The following is a 15,096-nucleotide window of genomic DNA, read 5'->3' on the forward strand; positions in this document are numbered from 1 at the left end:
ATAACAACAGCTTTGGTTGTATGCCGTTTTTCTTTATTCGGCATCAGTATTATAAACCAACTTTTCGAGCTTGGCCGTCCTAGATTTCAATTGCCCGTCAATAAAAAGCAGCAGCCCTTTTCCCAAATTATATTTGCTGCCGGTCCGGTCCCAAACAACGGTAACTTCTTTTCCTTGGTAAAAGACATTGTCCAAATAAAACCAATCCCAAGTATCCGGAACAAGGGGATTGAGTTCAATAAGGTGGTCTAGTCTTGGTTTAAGTCCTATGAGGTCGGAAATGACCAAATCACAAAACCCTGAATGATTATAGTCCTTGCCTCGTTCCACTCCCCCTTTTTCATTGGACCAAGTTCCGTTGTCCCAAGTTTTAAGCCTGGTTCTTGATATCCAATCTCCGGTAAATGGATTTAAGTTTTCGTCTATCCATTTTTGCTGTTCCCCATTTTCGTAGGTTATGGAATGACTTCTCGCATATTGAAGCAAAAGGGTATAATAGTCCTCTTTTGAAACCCCTCCCTTATTGGTGTAATTGTTTAGCAGATTTGCCAACCCTTTCAGTGTTTGCGTGGTGGCAAATGGCCATGACGGACCATTCCATTGGCATTCATGCCCGGTGTAATCAATTGCAAAGAATGGGTGCGAGCGTTCACAAACCGTTAGCCCGTAGGGGGCATAGAATCCAGTTGTGTCCATCACTTTTTTCCAGGCATTTGAGTAGGTAGACTTATCATCGGGCAAATTAAAGTACCAGGGTACGTAACCGATGGCCTCCCTGATGTCAATAGGTTGCGAAGTAGCCGTATAATCCCTTGGGAGCACAGTAAAGAAGCCGAGTTTCGAATTCCATAACCGCTTTTGGACTGCCTGCTTTATCATACTGGCTTTAGCGCTATAGTCTGAACTGATGGATGGGTTTCCTGTTGATTCCGCAAGCATTGAAATCGCCATTGCGTCGCCAAACATATAACTATTCATGCTAGGCCGGATGGATGACATGCTACCAATGGAGATACCCTCGTTCAATAATCGCCCACTAGCTGATACCTCCATCCCTTCCTTGGCATCATCCTGCCAAAAAAGAACATTTGTGGAATCCCGTCTTATTTTTTCCCATGCTTCATAGTTCTTTACCAAACTTGGCAATTGTTGTTCCAATATTGCATCATTTTTATGGACAGAATGAAATGCAAGTACCGCATCCGCAATCCAAAAACTGTACTGGCGAATTCCATTTCCGGATTTGGTTAACCAAAAATCCACGTAATTGGAGATGAATTTAGAATCTCTCAACCATCTTCCTTCATAAATATGATGAGCAGCTGGGCAATTGATTGTATTATATTTTCCTGACCATGGAACCTTTGGCAGGAATTCGGTGATAACAAAACCATCCGGGGTATGCTTGATGTGTTTTCGGTATGTCCACCAGCGGAAGTAGTAGGTCTCTTCAATGTCTTTGTCCGGAAATTCAATAAGGGGGATGTTTTTGGATAGAAACGCAAAAGCCGAATCGTTGGGGATGTTTTGGGTATATAGTTCGTTATCCAACTGATTAAAGCGCTCTATATAGGTTTGGAAATGACAACTATCCAAGTTTAGGGCCTCTTTGTTTTTAGTACAACCCACAAGGATCAATAGAAAACCAATGATAGCAAGTTTTTCGATTTGCATATGGTAGTGATTAAAGCTGGGTTACAGCCTTGCAAGGATTCCCAAAATTGTCTAATAGTACTGTTCGAAACAGTTTTAATCCTTGTTCTTGGATATTAAAACATCCAATTCTAGATATTTCTCTTTCATGGTGCCCAGGGCAAATGCCGCTGCCGAAGCTACAAATACCGAATAATCAAGTGCTCCTTTTACTCCCGTGGAAAATGTAATGGCCAAAGCAAAAATCAGCATGAGGTAACCACTGAGTTTGGCGGTCAATTCTGTTTTAAACCCTATGATCAAACATATTCCAAACAGTATCTCGGCCCCCGTAGCAATACCCCCAACAGCCGGAACCAATGATTCTGGAATAATAGGGTTGATCAATTGGGTATACCCCAAAAAGTTTTCCCAATTGCCCCAGGCCGATATTTCTGCTGGCCATAATCCAAATCTATCGGCTACTGCGGATAAAAAACCAATTCCAATCCCCAATCGTAAGAATAGTTTGATAAATTTTTGACTCATTTTATGTGTTTATTTCGGTGCATCTTTTGAAACAGGGAGTGATGGGAACCTCATTTTATGGTATATCCCTGCTAGGTTCTAAAGATAGTTGATCAGGACCATTCCAGACGCATGATTTCCTGAAAGAAAACACACCGATGTTAACTCCTATAGGTTATTAAATGCTACAATGAAGAGATCAAAGCAAAAATATGAAGTGCACCAAAAACAAGTTCAAAGATCAATCCTTGAATTAACTGTTTGTTGGGTGATTATCGCGGTCAACCTAGAAAGTCTGGGCTTTTTGCTCTTCCATTTTACTTTGTAAAATCGTCCACTTCTGTAAAGACTTCCACGGAAACACGTTCTCCCAAATCGTGCATGGACTGCATTTGACCAGGCTTGCTATCTTGCCAGAATTTTTTCCAATCCTCTAGGGAATCCCATTTTGCTATGGTCTTTATTTCCCCGGGATTACTGTTGTTCTGTAACATAAAACTGCCTTTGGCCCCTTTGACCTCTTCATGAATTCTGTTGGTTGTTCTTTTCCAAGTGGCTATAAAAAGTTCCAAATTTTCTGGGGCTACATTCCAACTGTATATAATCCGTACCATCATTATAATTGGTTAAGCGCTGTTGTGTTATTTTAAAAGTCCAAATTGGGTGGATAAATTGCTATTCGTTGCTTAGAATTTCCCTTAAAACGGTATCAACTTGACTATTGTTCAACCCAATACCCATTTCGGGGTGGTATAATAACCGGATCAAGTCCCTGTCAATTGGGGCGTACTCCGTCGTTGTAGTCCAATCTTGTTGGAAGATACTCTGGGAATATAAATGGGAATCGTTGGCCAACCCTAGGGACTGTGTCAATTCCTCCCGTAGCAAATGTTTTTGTGCAGTGGTATTGGCCCTGACAATATCAACGTACATATGGCCCGAGGTAAACTGATCCTGACCATTCCAGAAAACGGAAAACAAACCCCAATTGGAAACGACCAAATTGGACTGATTTGGAAATATCTCGGCATATTCGAACCCCGTTCCAAAAAAGATATAATAGTTGGATTGCAAGGTGTCGTTCACAATGTTCACTTGAAATCCATCCGTGGCCAGCTCATTAATTTCCGTCTTAATCCTGTCCAATTCATCCAACAAATCTGTATCGGGATTTCCCCCGACGAATATCCTCAAATCGGAATTCCATTTTCGAGTAATCTTGCTAGCATTCCCAAATTCGAATCCCAAGGCGACTTCCTTAAAGTAATTTATCACATCGATCTCATGTTCACTCAATCCAGACAGGCCTTCTTCGTCCTTGGAGCACGACACCAAGATGAGTATGAGGAATAGGATGAATAAGATTCTATTGTTCGATTTCATAGTTTGTTACTGCAACTTACAGGGTAATCTGGTTTGGTTTAATCGAGTTTTACCGTAATGGGAAACCCGTTGAACTGTTTCGCATCCGCATTGGAGACATCACTGTCCCTTGACCAACATTCGAAGGTTGCTTCCTTTTCCTTTTTGTTGAATCGGATAAGGCCATACCCGGAACCATTCGATGGATTATCTGGATTTACATAGGCATGCATGGTGATTTTGTTGTTGAAACCATCCAAAAACCTACCGTTCCAAGGAAGTTTACCGTTCGAATTCGCGCCCGCTTTTTCGTTTTCTGGCCACCACCATCGGCTATAATAGTTGTTCACGATAGCGGGAACCACAAAGGCCCAAGGACCGTCCTCGTATTCGTCGATGCCGTGATGGATCACGGTCGCGAGGTGCTGATCCCCGGCAATGTGGACGGCATTCGCATTTTTAATGGCTTTCAAGGCTTTGTTTCTTCCAGTTTGCGGCCATCCGTTGGAATCCATATCGGCATGCAGCCGATTATCTTTATTACCATGGATGTGGGCACCCCCGCAGAAACCTGTTTGGGACAAGACCACCTTGATGTTCCCTTCATTTTGTTGCCCCCACTCGTTAAGGAAATTTAATTGCCTATCCCCAAGCAACTCTAGACCTTCCACATCAACACTTGCGGGGTCGTAGTTGGGGTCGCGGATGTGATCAGGTCGGGGACCAATTTGGGGAATTTTGCCTTTAGGTCCCGATTTGAATTTACGATCTTCGATAATGGCAAAATCAATATCGCCCACCACAAGATTGGTATAGTAGACTCCAATGCCCTGCTCGATGGGAGTGGGGTCATATGGGTCGGGTAAATGTGCTGTTTGACATCTTTCGACCATTTTCACATATTCTGGATGGAAAAAATAACCTCCGTCATTTCCTGCCATGGTCGAGGCTTTTTTGCCATATTCGCCCCAGAGGTTTCCTTGACCGATATCGTGATCGTCAGGAATGGTGATGCAGGGCCTATTGCGAAAGACTTCTCTAAATTGCATTCCGAATTTTAACCAGGCTGCGGTATGTTCGGAATGATCATAGGACTGGTCGCCGGCGAAAAACACGAGGTCGGGGTCCTGATGATTGATATTCTTTACGTACTTGTCACGATCTCCCCGGTCTTGGTTACTGTTGCAGGAAAGTGCTGCCAAAACAATTTCTTCTTTGTCCTTGGGATTCTTTCGGATCAACCCTTCAAAAGCGGCTTTTTCCCCGTGCAAAACCCGATACGGAGTGTCTTTGGTACTGTCCCAGTCATCCACGCGGAACAAGGCTGACCATCCGAGGTCGTTCACGTCCTTTGTTTGTAGCTCCTCCCATGTATCATTGCTTTTAATTTCCAAACGAACCTCCCGTGTTTCATCAGGATAGAGCGGGAAAAGTTGGGCCGTTAATTTTAGCGTTTGGTTTTGGACCGTGTATAGGGCAAATGCCACCACATTTTCGCGTTCCACTTTCACATCAATAATTTCATTGGGTTTTCGGTTCCACCAATCGTTGGTGGCAATGGTGTCGATATTGGTGAACGGTGCCGTCACCGGGGGTACAAGCTCAGTTTTGGCTGTTGGTTTGTTTTGACAGGCAAAGTTGATGACCAGAAGGGCTGTCGCACAAAGGAAAAAGGATAGGTTTTTCATGATGTTGGTTGTATGGTTGAAAGTAGCCTTGATGTTGGTTCCAAAAGTTGATGGATTACTGGATTGAAGTTAACGAATTCTCCGTGTCCAACTACTAGGAATTTCTAAATTGCCGACCTTGCCATCCACTTATTTAATCGATTCTTACCAAAACCCTTTTCCAGGTTCGGTTGTCCCCAATAACCAGGGTAACGGTTTTTATTTAATCAGTCCAGAAACATTTTTCCATTCGAGGTCTTTTTCCATTGTAAAATTCACTCGCCTTTTTTGTTGAACTTGGTCAAATAATATACTTGTTTTTTCTTGGTCAAATCTTGGTTCTTGGACATAAAAAATTATATCCCTAAATCCATTATGAGTTACACGTCCGATAAAATGGGTTTTATGTCTTTCCGAAATAAATTTCTCAATTTCGTCTTCCAATTCATTTAGTATTTGTGCTTCGCTTTCGGTTGGCATTTTTCTATCGTCAATGTCCACAAGTTCCAATGTCACTTGAATCCACCAAGGGAAATATTTTTTGTTAGGATAATTGTCGTAAGATTTATTAATATTAGAAAATCCAAAGAAACCATTGTCATCTGATATTTCACTAACCTCAAACAATTCACCTGGATAAATCGGTTCAGTTGGTCCGTAAGTCTTAGGTTCTTTTTTTGAAAATAATTTTTTAAACATCTTGTTTGGGTTAAATGTGTGCTAACGGCCTCGTATAACCGTCAGTTACGGGTTAATATGCGTTAATTTTCGGTTTAGTACTGGCTTTAGCAATTCCGAGTGGATTCTAGCCTGTCCTGAGCGCCCGCTTTCCGAAGTCTCGCACGGAGGATAGGCAGTCGAAGCATAGTCGAATTCGCCGACCAGAGCAAAGCGACTGATGAACACCTTAACCAAAACAATAAGCGGTGAATAAATTGCGGTTATACATTGTTGTGTTGCGTTGATTAAATCGTTTTTGTATACCTTATTTATTCAATTGCGATTTCCACACTTTCCAATACATCATTAGCCAGACCAATATGCATAAATACGCTATTGCAAAAGTTGCAAATTCTAGAACTTTAGATAAATGACCATTTAACGAGAGCCATCCAAAAAAAGCAGAAAGAAAGAGACCAGCAATATTAATGACTATTACGCGTCGATAAGATCTAAAGAAAAATACTTTAGAATCGAATTGAGACGCCCTATAAAATGTAAATAGCATTGTTAAAGTAGTTACAAGTGAATAAAAACAAATGGCAAAGTAAAACTGATAGTGTGGTTTAATAATAAAAGAATTTAATGTGAAATGAGCTATTGAAATTGCAAAGACATTAACAGCATCAGCAGGAATTGGGATTAATTTTACAGAAATGGCATGCAAAGAGTATGATATCCAAGCATTCATTATTAGTAAAACAATCAAGATTAAACTAAGCCAATGAAAATAATCGGGATTCTCTATAGTACGAAAAATACTAACGAGATCTGCTAAAGCAACACCTAACAGAATACTACTTAGAGTAATATAAACTGTGGAATAATGACTTTTAATTAGTTCGTCATTCATATACTTTATTTTTAAAGAAGCGCTTACCGCACTATGCAATGCACCACAACGGTCTCGGCTATGATTTCGTCCCGAGTCCTCGGGATGAATTTAACCATTGTTACAACAAGTTTATTAATAACTTAGTCTTTACCCTTTAGGGCTATCTCATTTCCATTTTTCCATACCCTAACGATACTATAAACATTTTTGATGTTGGTAGTTGGGTCTCCTTCAATCAAAACTAAGTCGGCTGGAAATCCTTCCTTAACAAACCCTTTGTCTTTGAGGTTGAATGCCCTTGAAATATTTGATGTAGCAGACCTTAATGCATCAATTTCGCTAATCCCACTTTCTACAAATAGTTCCAATTCTTTAAATAGGTCAGAGCCATAATTAATATTGTGATTTGGTGGGTCTGTTCCTGCCAAGATTGGAATTCCGGCTCTATAGACTCTTAATAACTCCTGCTTCATTAAATCAATATTAACTTTTCTCCAATTCGATTCATCAGCTTTTTTCCATGCTAAAACAGTTGGAACAATGAATATCTTGCTTTCCTTTAACAATTTTAAATCTTGTTGTGTTATTTCAGAAGAATCTCTGCTCCACAGATGGGCAAAACCATCAATTCCATAACTAGCCGCTTTAATAGCGTCTGAACGCCAGGTAATATGTGCAATAGAAACTATATTGTTCTTTTTAGTTTCTTCGATTGCTTTCTTAATCATTTCATCGGTTAACGTTGGGATTTTATAAGTAGAATCACCTCTTTCTATTATAAGTTTTATAAAATCGGAACCTTCGTCAATTCTGTCGGATATGAATTTTGGAATATCTTCTACGTCCTTAATTAGTGGTACGGGCCCAAATTGAGAACCATGACCTCCTTGAACAGTTACGGTTGGTCCTGCAAAATAAAAATAAGCATGTTCTTTTGAGGTATTCCCTAAAATCTTTAGAGAGTCTGATCTTTTGGGTTGAGTGCTAAACAGGCCTAATAAGGTTAATACTCCTGATTGTACAGCTTCTTTAGTATGTTCTTTGTTAAATGCATGAACATGAGCATTTATAAAACCAGGTGTTAAAGTAAATCCTTTTCCATCAATAATGTTCTCTCCTTCAAATTCAGTAATATTTGTTTTAATAATTTCTTTAATCTTATTACTGTCTACTAAAACAGTCGCATTTTCATAGAAACTCTCTCCGTCGAATAGTTTAACATTTTGAATAATAAAATCATACCCCGATATATCCCTTTTGGATTCACAGCTTAAAATAATACTGGTTATCAGGAATAAAAAAAATAGTTTCTTCATAATATGCTATTTATCAAATTTGTGCTAACGGTCTCGTATAACCGACCGCCACGGGTTTTAAGTTTTGATTTTTCTATTAAGCACAAACTCTCTCAATTCCAGGAAGCCCCATCCATAAATTATTATACAACAAGCTATGCTTTCCCAATCCAAGTGGCTTTGTGCCATAGTTTTTCCAAGGGGCCTTGTTTATAACGTTTAAACCATAGGTGATTAAGATACAATTGAAACATAAAAATGAATATTCCAACAAGTAAACTAGCTGCATAACCTAAATATGGAGAGAGGTGCAATCCGATTGGGAAAAATATAAATGCACCAATAATGGATTGTGTAACGTAGTTTGTAAGACTCATTTTACCATACACTTTTAGTTTAGCAACCTTTGTTTTAAAGGAACAATGGTAGTATGCCGTTATAAATGAGGACACAATAACTAGGGTAAAAGCCAGTTTTTGCCACATATCCAGCGCGGTACCGATACTCCTTTTAATAATTGCACTATCTACATTATCGTACCATTCAACTTTTAAAGGATACAATACTCCAAACAATAGAGACGAAACTATAAGTGTCTTTATCCAAAATTGGGTGTTTCCTTGTGAATTGACAAACAAGTTTTTTCTGCTAAGGAGAAACCCGAGCAAGAACAACCCAATGGTTTGAACAAAGCGTCCACCGCCAATAGCCCATAATAAGCTGGCTTTTTGTCCCGTAGTAACATTTTCAATTAAAAAAGTTTTCCAGCTACCGCTTTTAACCCCTTCTTGTACAATTTTATATAAACCGCCAATATTCAAATCCGGCAAGGTGTATGAATCATTAAAACGGCTGCTTACAAAATGAAACAACTCGATAGGCTGTAAAAAGCAAATAGCAGCAATTATCAGTATTGCTTTGTCGCTCATTTTGCACACCAATACCAAGGCGAGCCCTGTAACCACAAATAACATAAGTACGTCGCCTCCAGGAAAAAAAGCCGCATTAAGTGTTGCAAAAACACTCAAAAGTAGGAGCCTCCATATAAAACGCCCCCTGAAATCAAATCCTTTATTCTGTTGATTCTTAAATTGAATGTAAAAGGTAAAGCCGAATAAAAGCGCAAAAATGGAATATCCTTTACCTGCTATAAGCGAAAAAATCACGTTAAACACTACGGAATCTAGAGCAACCAACCAGTCTGGTTGTACCATTTTATCAGGATAAACAGGGTAAATAAAATGCTCTAAACTGTGTATGATAACTATTGCCATTACGGCTAAACCGCGCAGGGCATCAACAACTTCAACTCTGGGGATACTGGGAATTGTGGTTTCTTTCATTCTCTGTTTTTATGGGTGGTTATGGTCCGGCTATGTGTATTTCAGAGCAATTGTTTATAGCCGTTGTTACTTTGCGTTTTTATATGTTTTCAATTTGTTTCAACACTTTGTCAAGTCTTTTTACTTGCGATTCTTTTTCACATTCTGTTTTCCGTTCGTTGATTATTCTCTGATAAATCTCCTTATTCCTTTCGGTTATTGAAATAGCAGATTTCTCTATGTATTTTGGAAATTGTTTTATCGGACATTTCCATAGTTGGTTGGTCAACAAACTTTCAACTTTGTCTTGATATTCCGAATATTTATTAAGCTTCGCAAATATCTCGACGCCACAATCAATAGTAATAACCGAACCTTTATTTACCGTATCTGAAATCAGGTCCAATGACTCATACAGTTCCTTGCTTTTCAAATCTGCAATTGTCATTAATGCAATCATTCCGCCCCAAACCAGTCTGTTGTTTTTATGGGATAAAAGTCCTAGGAATTCGGAATAATGGTCAGCTATCAATCCAGGTTTTATATATGCAGTTTCATAAAGTGTTTTTATGCAATCGGCTTGTATTTTTTTATCCTTGTTTTCTAGATGCTCAACAAGTTCTTTGATTGCATCCTTATTTTCAGTCTCCGCAATTTCTTTTGCTAAGGCAATATTTGCATCATTCCCTTTTTGCCCCAATACTGATGAAAGTTGATTAATTACGGTCACTGTTCCTTATTGGTTTTTCGGTTGGTGGTCAAATGCAGTACGATGGTTTGGCTATTATTTAGGGCGGTGTTGGAAATCTTAGGATTTCCAGCCGTAGTAAATCCAGCCGTTAGTTGTTTTGTAGTTTCAAGTTAACGAAAAGCAGCTATAAATTATAGCCCTTCTTGTCCAAAATCTCAAGTTTAATGAACTTTCCATCTTTCCAGTATATTTTTTTCATGTCATTCTTCCGTGTGAGAACCATGTATCCCTGTCTAAGTCCATTTTCGTCGTCAAATCCAGTTGTATCATTTTCATACACAAAATATCTTTTTTCGTAAGGACGTACTTTGGGTAAGTCCGTTCGTAATTCTCTTTTGTTTACAAAGAATTTGGTTTTTGAATCAAAAACAGAATTAAATCGAACAACAAAGTCATAGGCACAGATACATTCACATTCCACACCATCTTCTTCAAGTTCCATTTTTACAATGTTTTCTATTAAGGTGCTTTTAATTCTAAAGTCCACGCAACAAGTTGCTGAAGTCGAAAAATGGATAATCCTTGTCCCATTCGATATAGAGTCCTTGGTAAGTATTGTGTTAAGGCGATAAGCATCCGAGTTTTCATCGCATAGAACACTTAGGATTTCTGATTCAATATGCGATTCCTGTCCAAATGCCAGATTGGAAAGGGTAAGCAGAAATATTACAATCAGTTTATTCATCTAAAATGTACTACAACGGTTCGGATATGAGTAGTTGCGTGATTTAGCACGAAATTTCGCAAGTACACACCAAACTGAAAATCCGCGAGGATTTTCAGAAGTAGACGAGAACCAGCAATTGCTTATAGCCATTGTTGTGGTGTTGTTTTTTATTTTTTATCCCAATAATCACCATTTTTTATCTTTTCAGATACTGATTTGATGAATTGGTTATATTTTCCAATTGGTTCAAATTTCAATAACTCGGGATTTTCAGTCAACCATTTTTCGATAATTCCAGAAGTCCAAACTTCAGGCAACTTTTCATTATCCAAATAATTTGACATAAAAGCAAACTCATTTACCATAGTCAGTTTATCAAAATCATATTCCGATTTGTCCGTTGGGAAATGTTCAATAATATATGATTGATGATAACACTTTAAATGTTCCGCATAAAGTTTTGCGAAAACCAAAGTCACATTTTGTTTGTGAGCAGTTTTATCAATCGTTCTTAATTCTTTAAATGCTTTAATGATGTCAGTTGGAATTGAGTCCAAATTCTCCGAACGATTTGGCGAGAAGTTTTCTGCAAATTCAGTGACGATTTTATTGTAATCTTGTTTTTCGGTCTTGATATCTGATTCGGAATTCGTTTCTATTCTTTCAGTATTTTGACCTTCAGATACTTTTTCTTCTACTGTACTAGTTTCTGTAATCGTGAAAACATTGTAAATAAAAATTCCAACAACTATTGTGGTAGTTATTATTGCCAATAATGAATAGAGGTTAGTTTTATTTATACTAATTCCGTGTTTTTTTATTTCTTCCTTAGTTTTCTTTCTTACGTTCGCCTCAAACCTGCTTTTTTCCATCATTCGATATTCTATAAATAGAAGAATAGCGAGGTTGATTAAAGGAATTATTATTCCATAAATTGAGAACGAGTCATAAATTTGTGATAGGGCAAAGTAACCTCCAATTAGAATATTATTGAAAGTAAATAGTTTATCGTGAATTCTGTCGAAATATTTTAAAATATTCTGAACGCCTTCGATTTCAGTCCGCTTAAAATTTTCGTCAATTTCATCTAATTCTTTGTCGGTCATTAAACCGTGTTTTTCCCAATCAAATTCTTCTTCCATTATTTTTTGTCAAATGCACCACAACTCGTTTATATCCCCAATTTACCTCATTTTATATGGATAACCTTCCTTTATAGGCGGATAAAACCTACTTTTTTAAGCACTTGCCATATATGGCATTAAACGGTCTTGGGATTTCTTCTTTCTTTGGCCTTATGAAATACAAACCATTGACCAATTCCCAAAAGAAACAACTCTCCCATTTTATTAAAGAAGGCTATGGCTCCCCACAGGAGTTTGCCAAGGTGCTGGACCGTAACCTGGAAATGCTCTTTTATATAGAGGAAGAAGTATTTACCCCACGCGAGGTGCAAAGTGTGGTCTCAGCGCTAAGGGGCATTGTAACAATCCTTAGAATAAGGGAAAGGAAAAAGCAAATGAAAAATTGAAAATGGAAAATGGAAAATGGAAAATGGAAAATGGAAAGTGGAAAGTGGAAAATGGAAGATTGAGTTTGAGCTTGAGCTTTGAACTTGATCTTCAACCCTGGTCATTGGACTTTGTTGCTCCCTGTTTAATGCTAAATTCTGAATTCTGAATTTTGGATTGTTCGATTTCAAACCCCAAATCCCAAATCTCACTTCCTACTTTCGACATTTGACTTTGAAACTTGACCGTAAAAGTTGGCCGTTACCTTAAGACACATTAGCAATGTGCTGCGCCCAAAAAGAATAAGCACGTTTTATGCGGGAACGGGTTCTTTAAGTGTTCGGCCTTTGATCAGCAGCCAGAACATAAACACCAACTCCCCAAAAAAGGTAAAGAACAGCATATCCAAATTGGTTTCCGGGCTAAAGAAGGCGCCCAAGGTGTGGATCACATACCCCAAGCCTGCAATCAACAATAGAATTGCGAAAATTTTTGGTACATAAGTGGCCTTAAAGACCAGTATGCCCAACAATACCAAATACACCCCAAAAATGACCAGCCCGAAGGACCATTCCAATCTAAAGGCATCCACATAATACTGCATGGATTCGGCCACTTGTGCATTTGTTCCTGTAGAGTAGGTATGCACTAGGGTCAGTATTTTTATCAGATTGGTCAGCGCTACCAGATACATAGCGGTATAGATCAACCTAAACCATGCCACTAGTAGGGAGAAGTAGCGTTGCGCGGGTTTTAAAAAAAGATAGAGCGCCCAGGCCACCACAATATCGCAGAGCAGGGTGATCAAATGCAGAAAAATGCTGGTGGTAAACAGCAGTTTTTCATTACTGATGTTTTTAGCGGTGGTCATGGCATCACTCGCAATAAGCTTGGGAAAAATATAGAATTCCGCAAAAGGAACGGTAAGGGTCATAAGCAAAAGGCCCAATCCGGCAATTAAGGCGGCTTTGCCCAAAGTAAGTGTATTTTCGGTGGTAGTTGTAGTGGTCATGTCGTCCAGTTTTTATCTAAGACTGATCACCACGCATTTTGTTACCAAGCTGCTTCAAAAGGTGTTCAGGTTGTTGTGGATTCTCTCCGTCAAATCTTTTCGTACTTGCGCCTGTTTGGCATAGGTTTTCCAGGTTTTTACCACTGCATTGATTTCCTCTAGGATGTTCTTGCCTTTTTTAAGATTGTTGTCCTTGGCAATGGTCATCAAATCCTCCTTGCCGATGTTTAGTCGTTTCCCATTCACGCTCAAGGTCTGTTTGTTTACCCAATGGTTGGTGGGGTCATGGGAAAAGCAGAGGTCATAGGCAGGGGCCAGTCGCCAGTCGCCATCTTTTTTTAGGATAAAGGAAAAATTCTTGGTGTGGTCGTCATAGTTGGTGGCCAGTACGTTAAGGGCCATCCTTCGGAACATTTGCTCCGCCTCGGGGTAGGTCAACCGCAGTATGCGCATCGTTTGGAACAGCTGTTCATAGCTGTAGCCGTACATATCATTAAAATCGTAGTGCTGTATCCCGCAAAGCGATTGAATATGGTGACGGGTATTTTCCTCACGATCAAAACGCTGGGTCATAAAATGGGCCCTTCCGTTTTCTTCCAACAATTGGCATTCGCTCATGTCAATTCCGCAATCCTGAGCCATAAGATAATAGGCATATTCTACGCGCCCCCATCCCGAGCTTTCCCCAAACTGGTCCCCACTGACCCCATCCAGTTTAAGCAGCCAATGCTCAAACCCTTTGGGCACATTGCCCTGTCCGGAGCGTACTTCCTTGGTCTTTGGGTTATAGGCAATTACCGCCTTGGGGCGGGCACCTCCGGCTGAGGTTCCAATTTTAAGGATGTCCATCATGGCCTTTTCGTCATCCTTGTTCAATTGGGTCAGGAAGGTTTCGCGCTCGTTCAGCATTTTCTGGGCTACTTCCACTAGACCGTCCAGTTCCAGGGCGTAGGTATAGGCCGCTGTTTTTATCCGGGCGGGTTCAAATTCCAGTGCGCCCATACCCCTAGAGCCGATAAAACATAGCTTCTCCACGGGGTTCATGCTGTTCTCGGGTCGTCCTTGTTGGGTTAACCAGATATTGATCAGCTTGTTTCCGTATTTGTCCGGTAGGGCATCGGATAATAGACCGGACAAACCTTTGAAAGCATCTTCGGTCTCGCCCCTTGCTTTGCGCAATTCGGGAAAGCTATAGATACGGGAGCCTTGGTCCAAGGGCATTTTAATAGGGGACAGGTCCCAGCCATTTTGGGCAAATTTGGGGTCGTACTGGAAATAGCCCAGTTGTTGCGATTCATCCCAGCGAATGGCGCCAACCAGTTCCCCCCATATTTTTACCTCGGCTACATCTACCATCCTAAATCTTCTTTGTTGGGTTTAGGATTGGATTTGCCACTGGCCCTTTGTCTTTGCTGTTTTTTGAGTTTGGCATACGCCAGAGGGCTTATTTCTTCGGAAACTTGGAAGGTATCCAGAACATAAAGACTATTTAGAGCCCTAAGAATTTGGATTAGGCTCATTAAGGTAACGGGCTCACCATTCTCTATTTTGCTGATGGTCCATCGGTTTAAACCTGCTTTTTCTGCCAATTGGGCCTGCGAGGTATCTTGTTGCAAACGCAAACGCTTTATGTAACGCCCTAATTGTTCCACTATGGCAGCATCTGTCATGTGATTCCAATTGATGTTGGTATTAACCATCATTATCTGATTAAATTAATATTAATGTGTGGATTTACCAACAAATATATGCATAATTTTATGAATATTAAAATAATAATGTTAGTTAATACCA

Annotated in this window: 16 protein-coding genes; 1 reads left to right on the forward strand and 15 read right to left on the reverse strand. The window is 39.6% G+C overall.

Going from position 1 to position 15,096, the window contains the following annotated elements; translation table 11 throughout:
* Positions 1 to 33: 33 nt before the first annotated feature.
* From M3P07_RS02570 to M3P07_RS02625, 12 genes are all read right to left on the reverse strand, one after another.
* Complete coding sequence (locus M3P07_RS02570; RefSeq protein WP_249968330.1) at positions 34 to 1,674, reverse strand: MGH1-like glycoside hydrolase domain-containing protein; 1,641 nt, start codon at positions 1,672 to 1,674, stop codon at positions 34 to 36.
* A gap of 75 nt (positions 1,675 to 1,749) precedes the next feature.
* The gene (locus M3P07_RS02575) at positions 1,750 to 2,181 is read right to left on the reverse strand and encodes a DoxX family protein (RefSeq protein ID WP_249968331.1); all 432 of its coding nucleotides are present in this window, start codon (positions 2,179 to 2,181) and stop codon (positions 1,750 to 1,752) included.
* A 296-nt stretch (positions 2,182 to 2,477) separates the two neighbouring features.
* The gene (locus tag M3P07_RS02580; RefSeq protein ID WP_249968332.1) at positions 2,478 to 2,777 is read right to left on the reverse strand and encodes an antibiotic biosynthesis monooxygenase family protein; all 300 of its coding nucleotides are present in this window, start codon (positions 2,775 to 2,777) and stop codon (positions 2,478 to 2,480) included.
* 58 nt (positions 2,778 to 2,835) lie between these two features.
* On the reverse strand, positions 2,836 to 3,543 hold the full coding sequence (locus tag M3P07_RS02585; protein WP_249968333.1) for a DUF2927 domain-containing protein: 708 nt from the start codon (positions 3,541 to 3,543) through the stop codon (positions 2,836 to 2,838).
* Between the two features lie 38 nt (positions 3,544 to 3,581).
* A complete protein-coding gene (locus M3P07_RS02590) occupies positions 3,582 to 5,210 on the reverse strand; it encodes an alkaline phosphatase D family protein (protein WP_249968334.1) in 1,629 nt (542 codons plus the stop codon).
* A 198-nt stretch (positions 5,211 to 5,408) separates the two neighbouring features.
* A complete protein-coding gene (locus M3P07_RS02595; protein ID WP_249968335.1) occupies positions 5,409 to 5,888 on the reverse strand; it encodes a DUF695 domain-containing protein in 480 nt (159 codons plus the stop codon).
* Between the two features lie 286 nt (positions 5,889 to 6,174).
* Positions 6,175 to 6,762 (reverse strand): hypothetical protein, encoded by a 588-nt coding sequence (locus tag M3P07_RS02600; protein ID WP_249968336.1) that lies wholly within the window; start codon positions 6,760 to 6,762, stop codon positions 6,175 to 6,177.
* 122 nt (positions 6,763 to 6,884) lie between these two features.
* Positions 6,885 to 8,060 carry an amidohydrolase family protein gene (locus M3P07_RS02605; protein ID WP_249968337.1) on the reverse strand — a complete coding sequence of 392 codons (1,176 nt, stop codon included), beginning with the start codon at positions 8,058 to 8,060 and terminating at the stop codon, positions 6,885 to 6,887.
* Positions 8,061 to 8,194: 134 nt separating this feature from the next.
* Entirely contained in the window at positions 8,195 to 9,382 is a 1,188-nt protein-coding gene (locus M3P07_RS02610; RefSeq protein WP_249968338.1) for a DUF418 domain-containing protein, read from the reverse strand.
* A gap of 79 nt (positions 9,383 to 9,461) precedes the next feature.
* A complete protein-coding gene (locus M3P07_RS02615; RefSeq protein ID WP_249968339.1) occupies positions 9,462 to 10,091 on the reverse strand; it encodes a hypothetical protein in 630 nt (209 codons plus the stop codon).
* A gap of 145 nt (positions 10,092 to 10,236) precedes the next feature.
* Entirely contained in the window at positions 10,237 to 10,797 is a 561-nt protein-coding gene (locus M3P07_RS02620) for a hypothetical protein (protein ID WP_249968340.1), read from the reverse strand.
* 149 nt (positions 10,798 to 10,946) lie between these two features.
* Positions 10,947 to 11,921: a hypothetical protein gene (locus M3P07_RS02625; protein WP_249968341.1), complete on the reverse strand. Its 975-nt coding sequence runs from the start codon at positions 11,919 to 11,921 to the stop codon at positions 10,947 to 10,949.
* A 113-nt stretch (positions 11,922 to 12,034) separates the two neighbouring features.
* Here M3P07_RS02625 and M3P07_RS02630 point away from each other — a divergent pair, with 113 nt between their 5' ends.
* Positions 12,035 to 12,310 carry a hypothetical protein gene (locus M3P07_RS02630; RefSeq protein WP_249968342.1) on the forward strand — a complete coding sequence of 92 codons (276 nt, stop codon included), beginning with the start codon at positions 12,035 to 12,037 and terminating at the stop codon, positions 12,308 to 12,310.
* Positions 12,311 to 12,603: 293 nt separating this feature from the next.
* Here the strand turns inward: M3P07_RS02630 and M3P07_RS02635 are convergent, their stop codons facing one another.
* The 3 genes from M3P07_RS02635 to M3P07_RS02645 are packed head-to-tail and all read right to left on the reverse strand — an operon-like array spanning position 12,604 to position 15,005.
* Positions 12,604 to 13,302: a DUF4386 domain-containing protein gene (locus M3P07_RS02635; protein WP_249968343.1), complete on the reverse strand. Its 699-nt coding sequence runs from the start codon at positions 13,300 to 13,302 to the stop codon at positions 12,604 to 12,606.
* A 54-nt stretch (positions 13,303 to 13,356) separates the two neighbouring features.
* Entirely contained in the window at positions 13,357 to 14,658 is a 1,302-nt protein-coding gene (locus M3P07_RS02640) for a type II toxin-antitoxin system HipA family toxin (RefSeq protein WP_249968344.1), read from the reverse strand.
* Positions 14,652 to 15,005 (reverse strand): helix-turn-helix domain-containing protein, encoded by a 354-nt coding sequence (locus M3P07_RS02645; RefSeq protein WP_249968345.1) that lies wholly within the window; start codon positions 15,003 to 15,005, stop codon positions 14,652 to 14,654. Before M3P07_RS02645 ends, M3P07_RS02640 begins: the two co-directional genes overlap by 7 nt.
* Between the last annotated feature and the right edge of the window lie 91 nt (positions 15,006 to 15,096).

The organism is Flagellimonas myxillae (genome assembly GCF_023502235.1).
In the GTDB taxonomy this organism is placed as follows: domain Bacteria; phylum Bacteroidota; class Bacteroidia; order Flavobacteriales; family Flavobacteriaceae; genus Flagellimonas; species Flagellimonas myxillae.

Coding starts and splice junctions, on each gene's coding strand:
- M3P07_RS02575 (WP_249968331.1), bottom strand. CDS start 2,181: ATGAGTCAAAAATTTATCAAACTATTCTTACGATTGGGGATTGGAATT.
- M3P07_RS02625 (WP_249968341.1), bottom strand. CDS start 11,921: ATGGAAGAAGAATTTGATTGGGAAAAACACGGTTTAATGACCGACAAA.
- M3P07_RS02635 (WP_249968343.1), bottom strand. CDS start 13,302: ATGACCACTACAACTACCACCGAAAATACACTTACTTTGGGCAAAGCC.
- M3P07_RS02570 (WP_249968330.1), bottom strand. CDS start 1,674: ATGCAAATCGAAAAACTTGCTATCATTGGTTTTCTATTGATCCTTGTG.
- M3P07_RS02645 (WP_249968345.1), bottom strand. CDS start 15,005: ATGATGGTTAATACCAACATCAATTGGAATCACATGACAGATGCTGCC.
- M3P07_RS02600 (WP_249968336.1), bottom strand. CDS start 6,762: ATGAATGACGAACTAATTAAAAGTCATTATTCCACAGTTTATATTACT.
- M3P07_RS02620 (WP_249968340.1), bottom strand. CDS start 10,797: ATGAATAAACTGATTGTAATATTTCTGCTTACCCTTTCCAATCTGGCA.
- M3P07_RS02585 (WP_249968333.1), bottom strand. CDS start 3,543: ATGAAATCGAACAATAGAATCTTATTCATCCTATTCCTCATACTCATC.
- M3P07_RS02590 (WP_249968334.1), bottom strand. CDS start 5,210: ATGAAAAACCTATCCTTTTTCCTTTGTGCGACAGCCCTTCTGGTCATC.
- M3P07_RS02595 (WP_249968335.1), bottom strand. CDS start 5,888: ATGTTTAAAAAATTATTTTCAAAAAAAGAACCTAAGACTTACGGACCA.
- M3P07_RS02605 (WP_249968337.1), bottom strand. CDS start 8,060: ATGAAGAAACTATTTTTTTTATTCCTGATAACCAGTATTATTTTAAGC.
- M3P07_RS02580 (WP_249968332.1), bottom strand. CDS start 2,777: ATGATGGTACGGATTATATACAGTTGGAATGTAGCCCCAGAAAATTTG.
- M3P07_RS02610 (WP_249968338.1), bottom strand. CDS start 9,382: ATGAAAGAAACCACAATTCCCAGTATCCCCAGAGTTGAAGTTGTTGAT.
- M3P07_RS02630 (WP_249968342.1), top strand. CDS start 12,035: ATGGCATTAAACGGTCTTGGGATTTCTTCTTTCTTTGGCCTTATGAAA.
- M3P07_RS02640 (WP_249968344.1), bottom strand. CDS start 14,658: ATGGTAGATGTAGCCGAGGTAAAAATATGGGGGGAACTGGTTGGCGCC.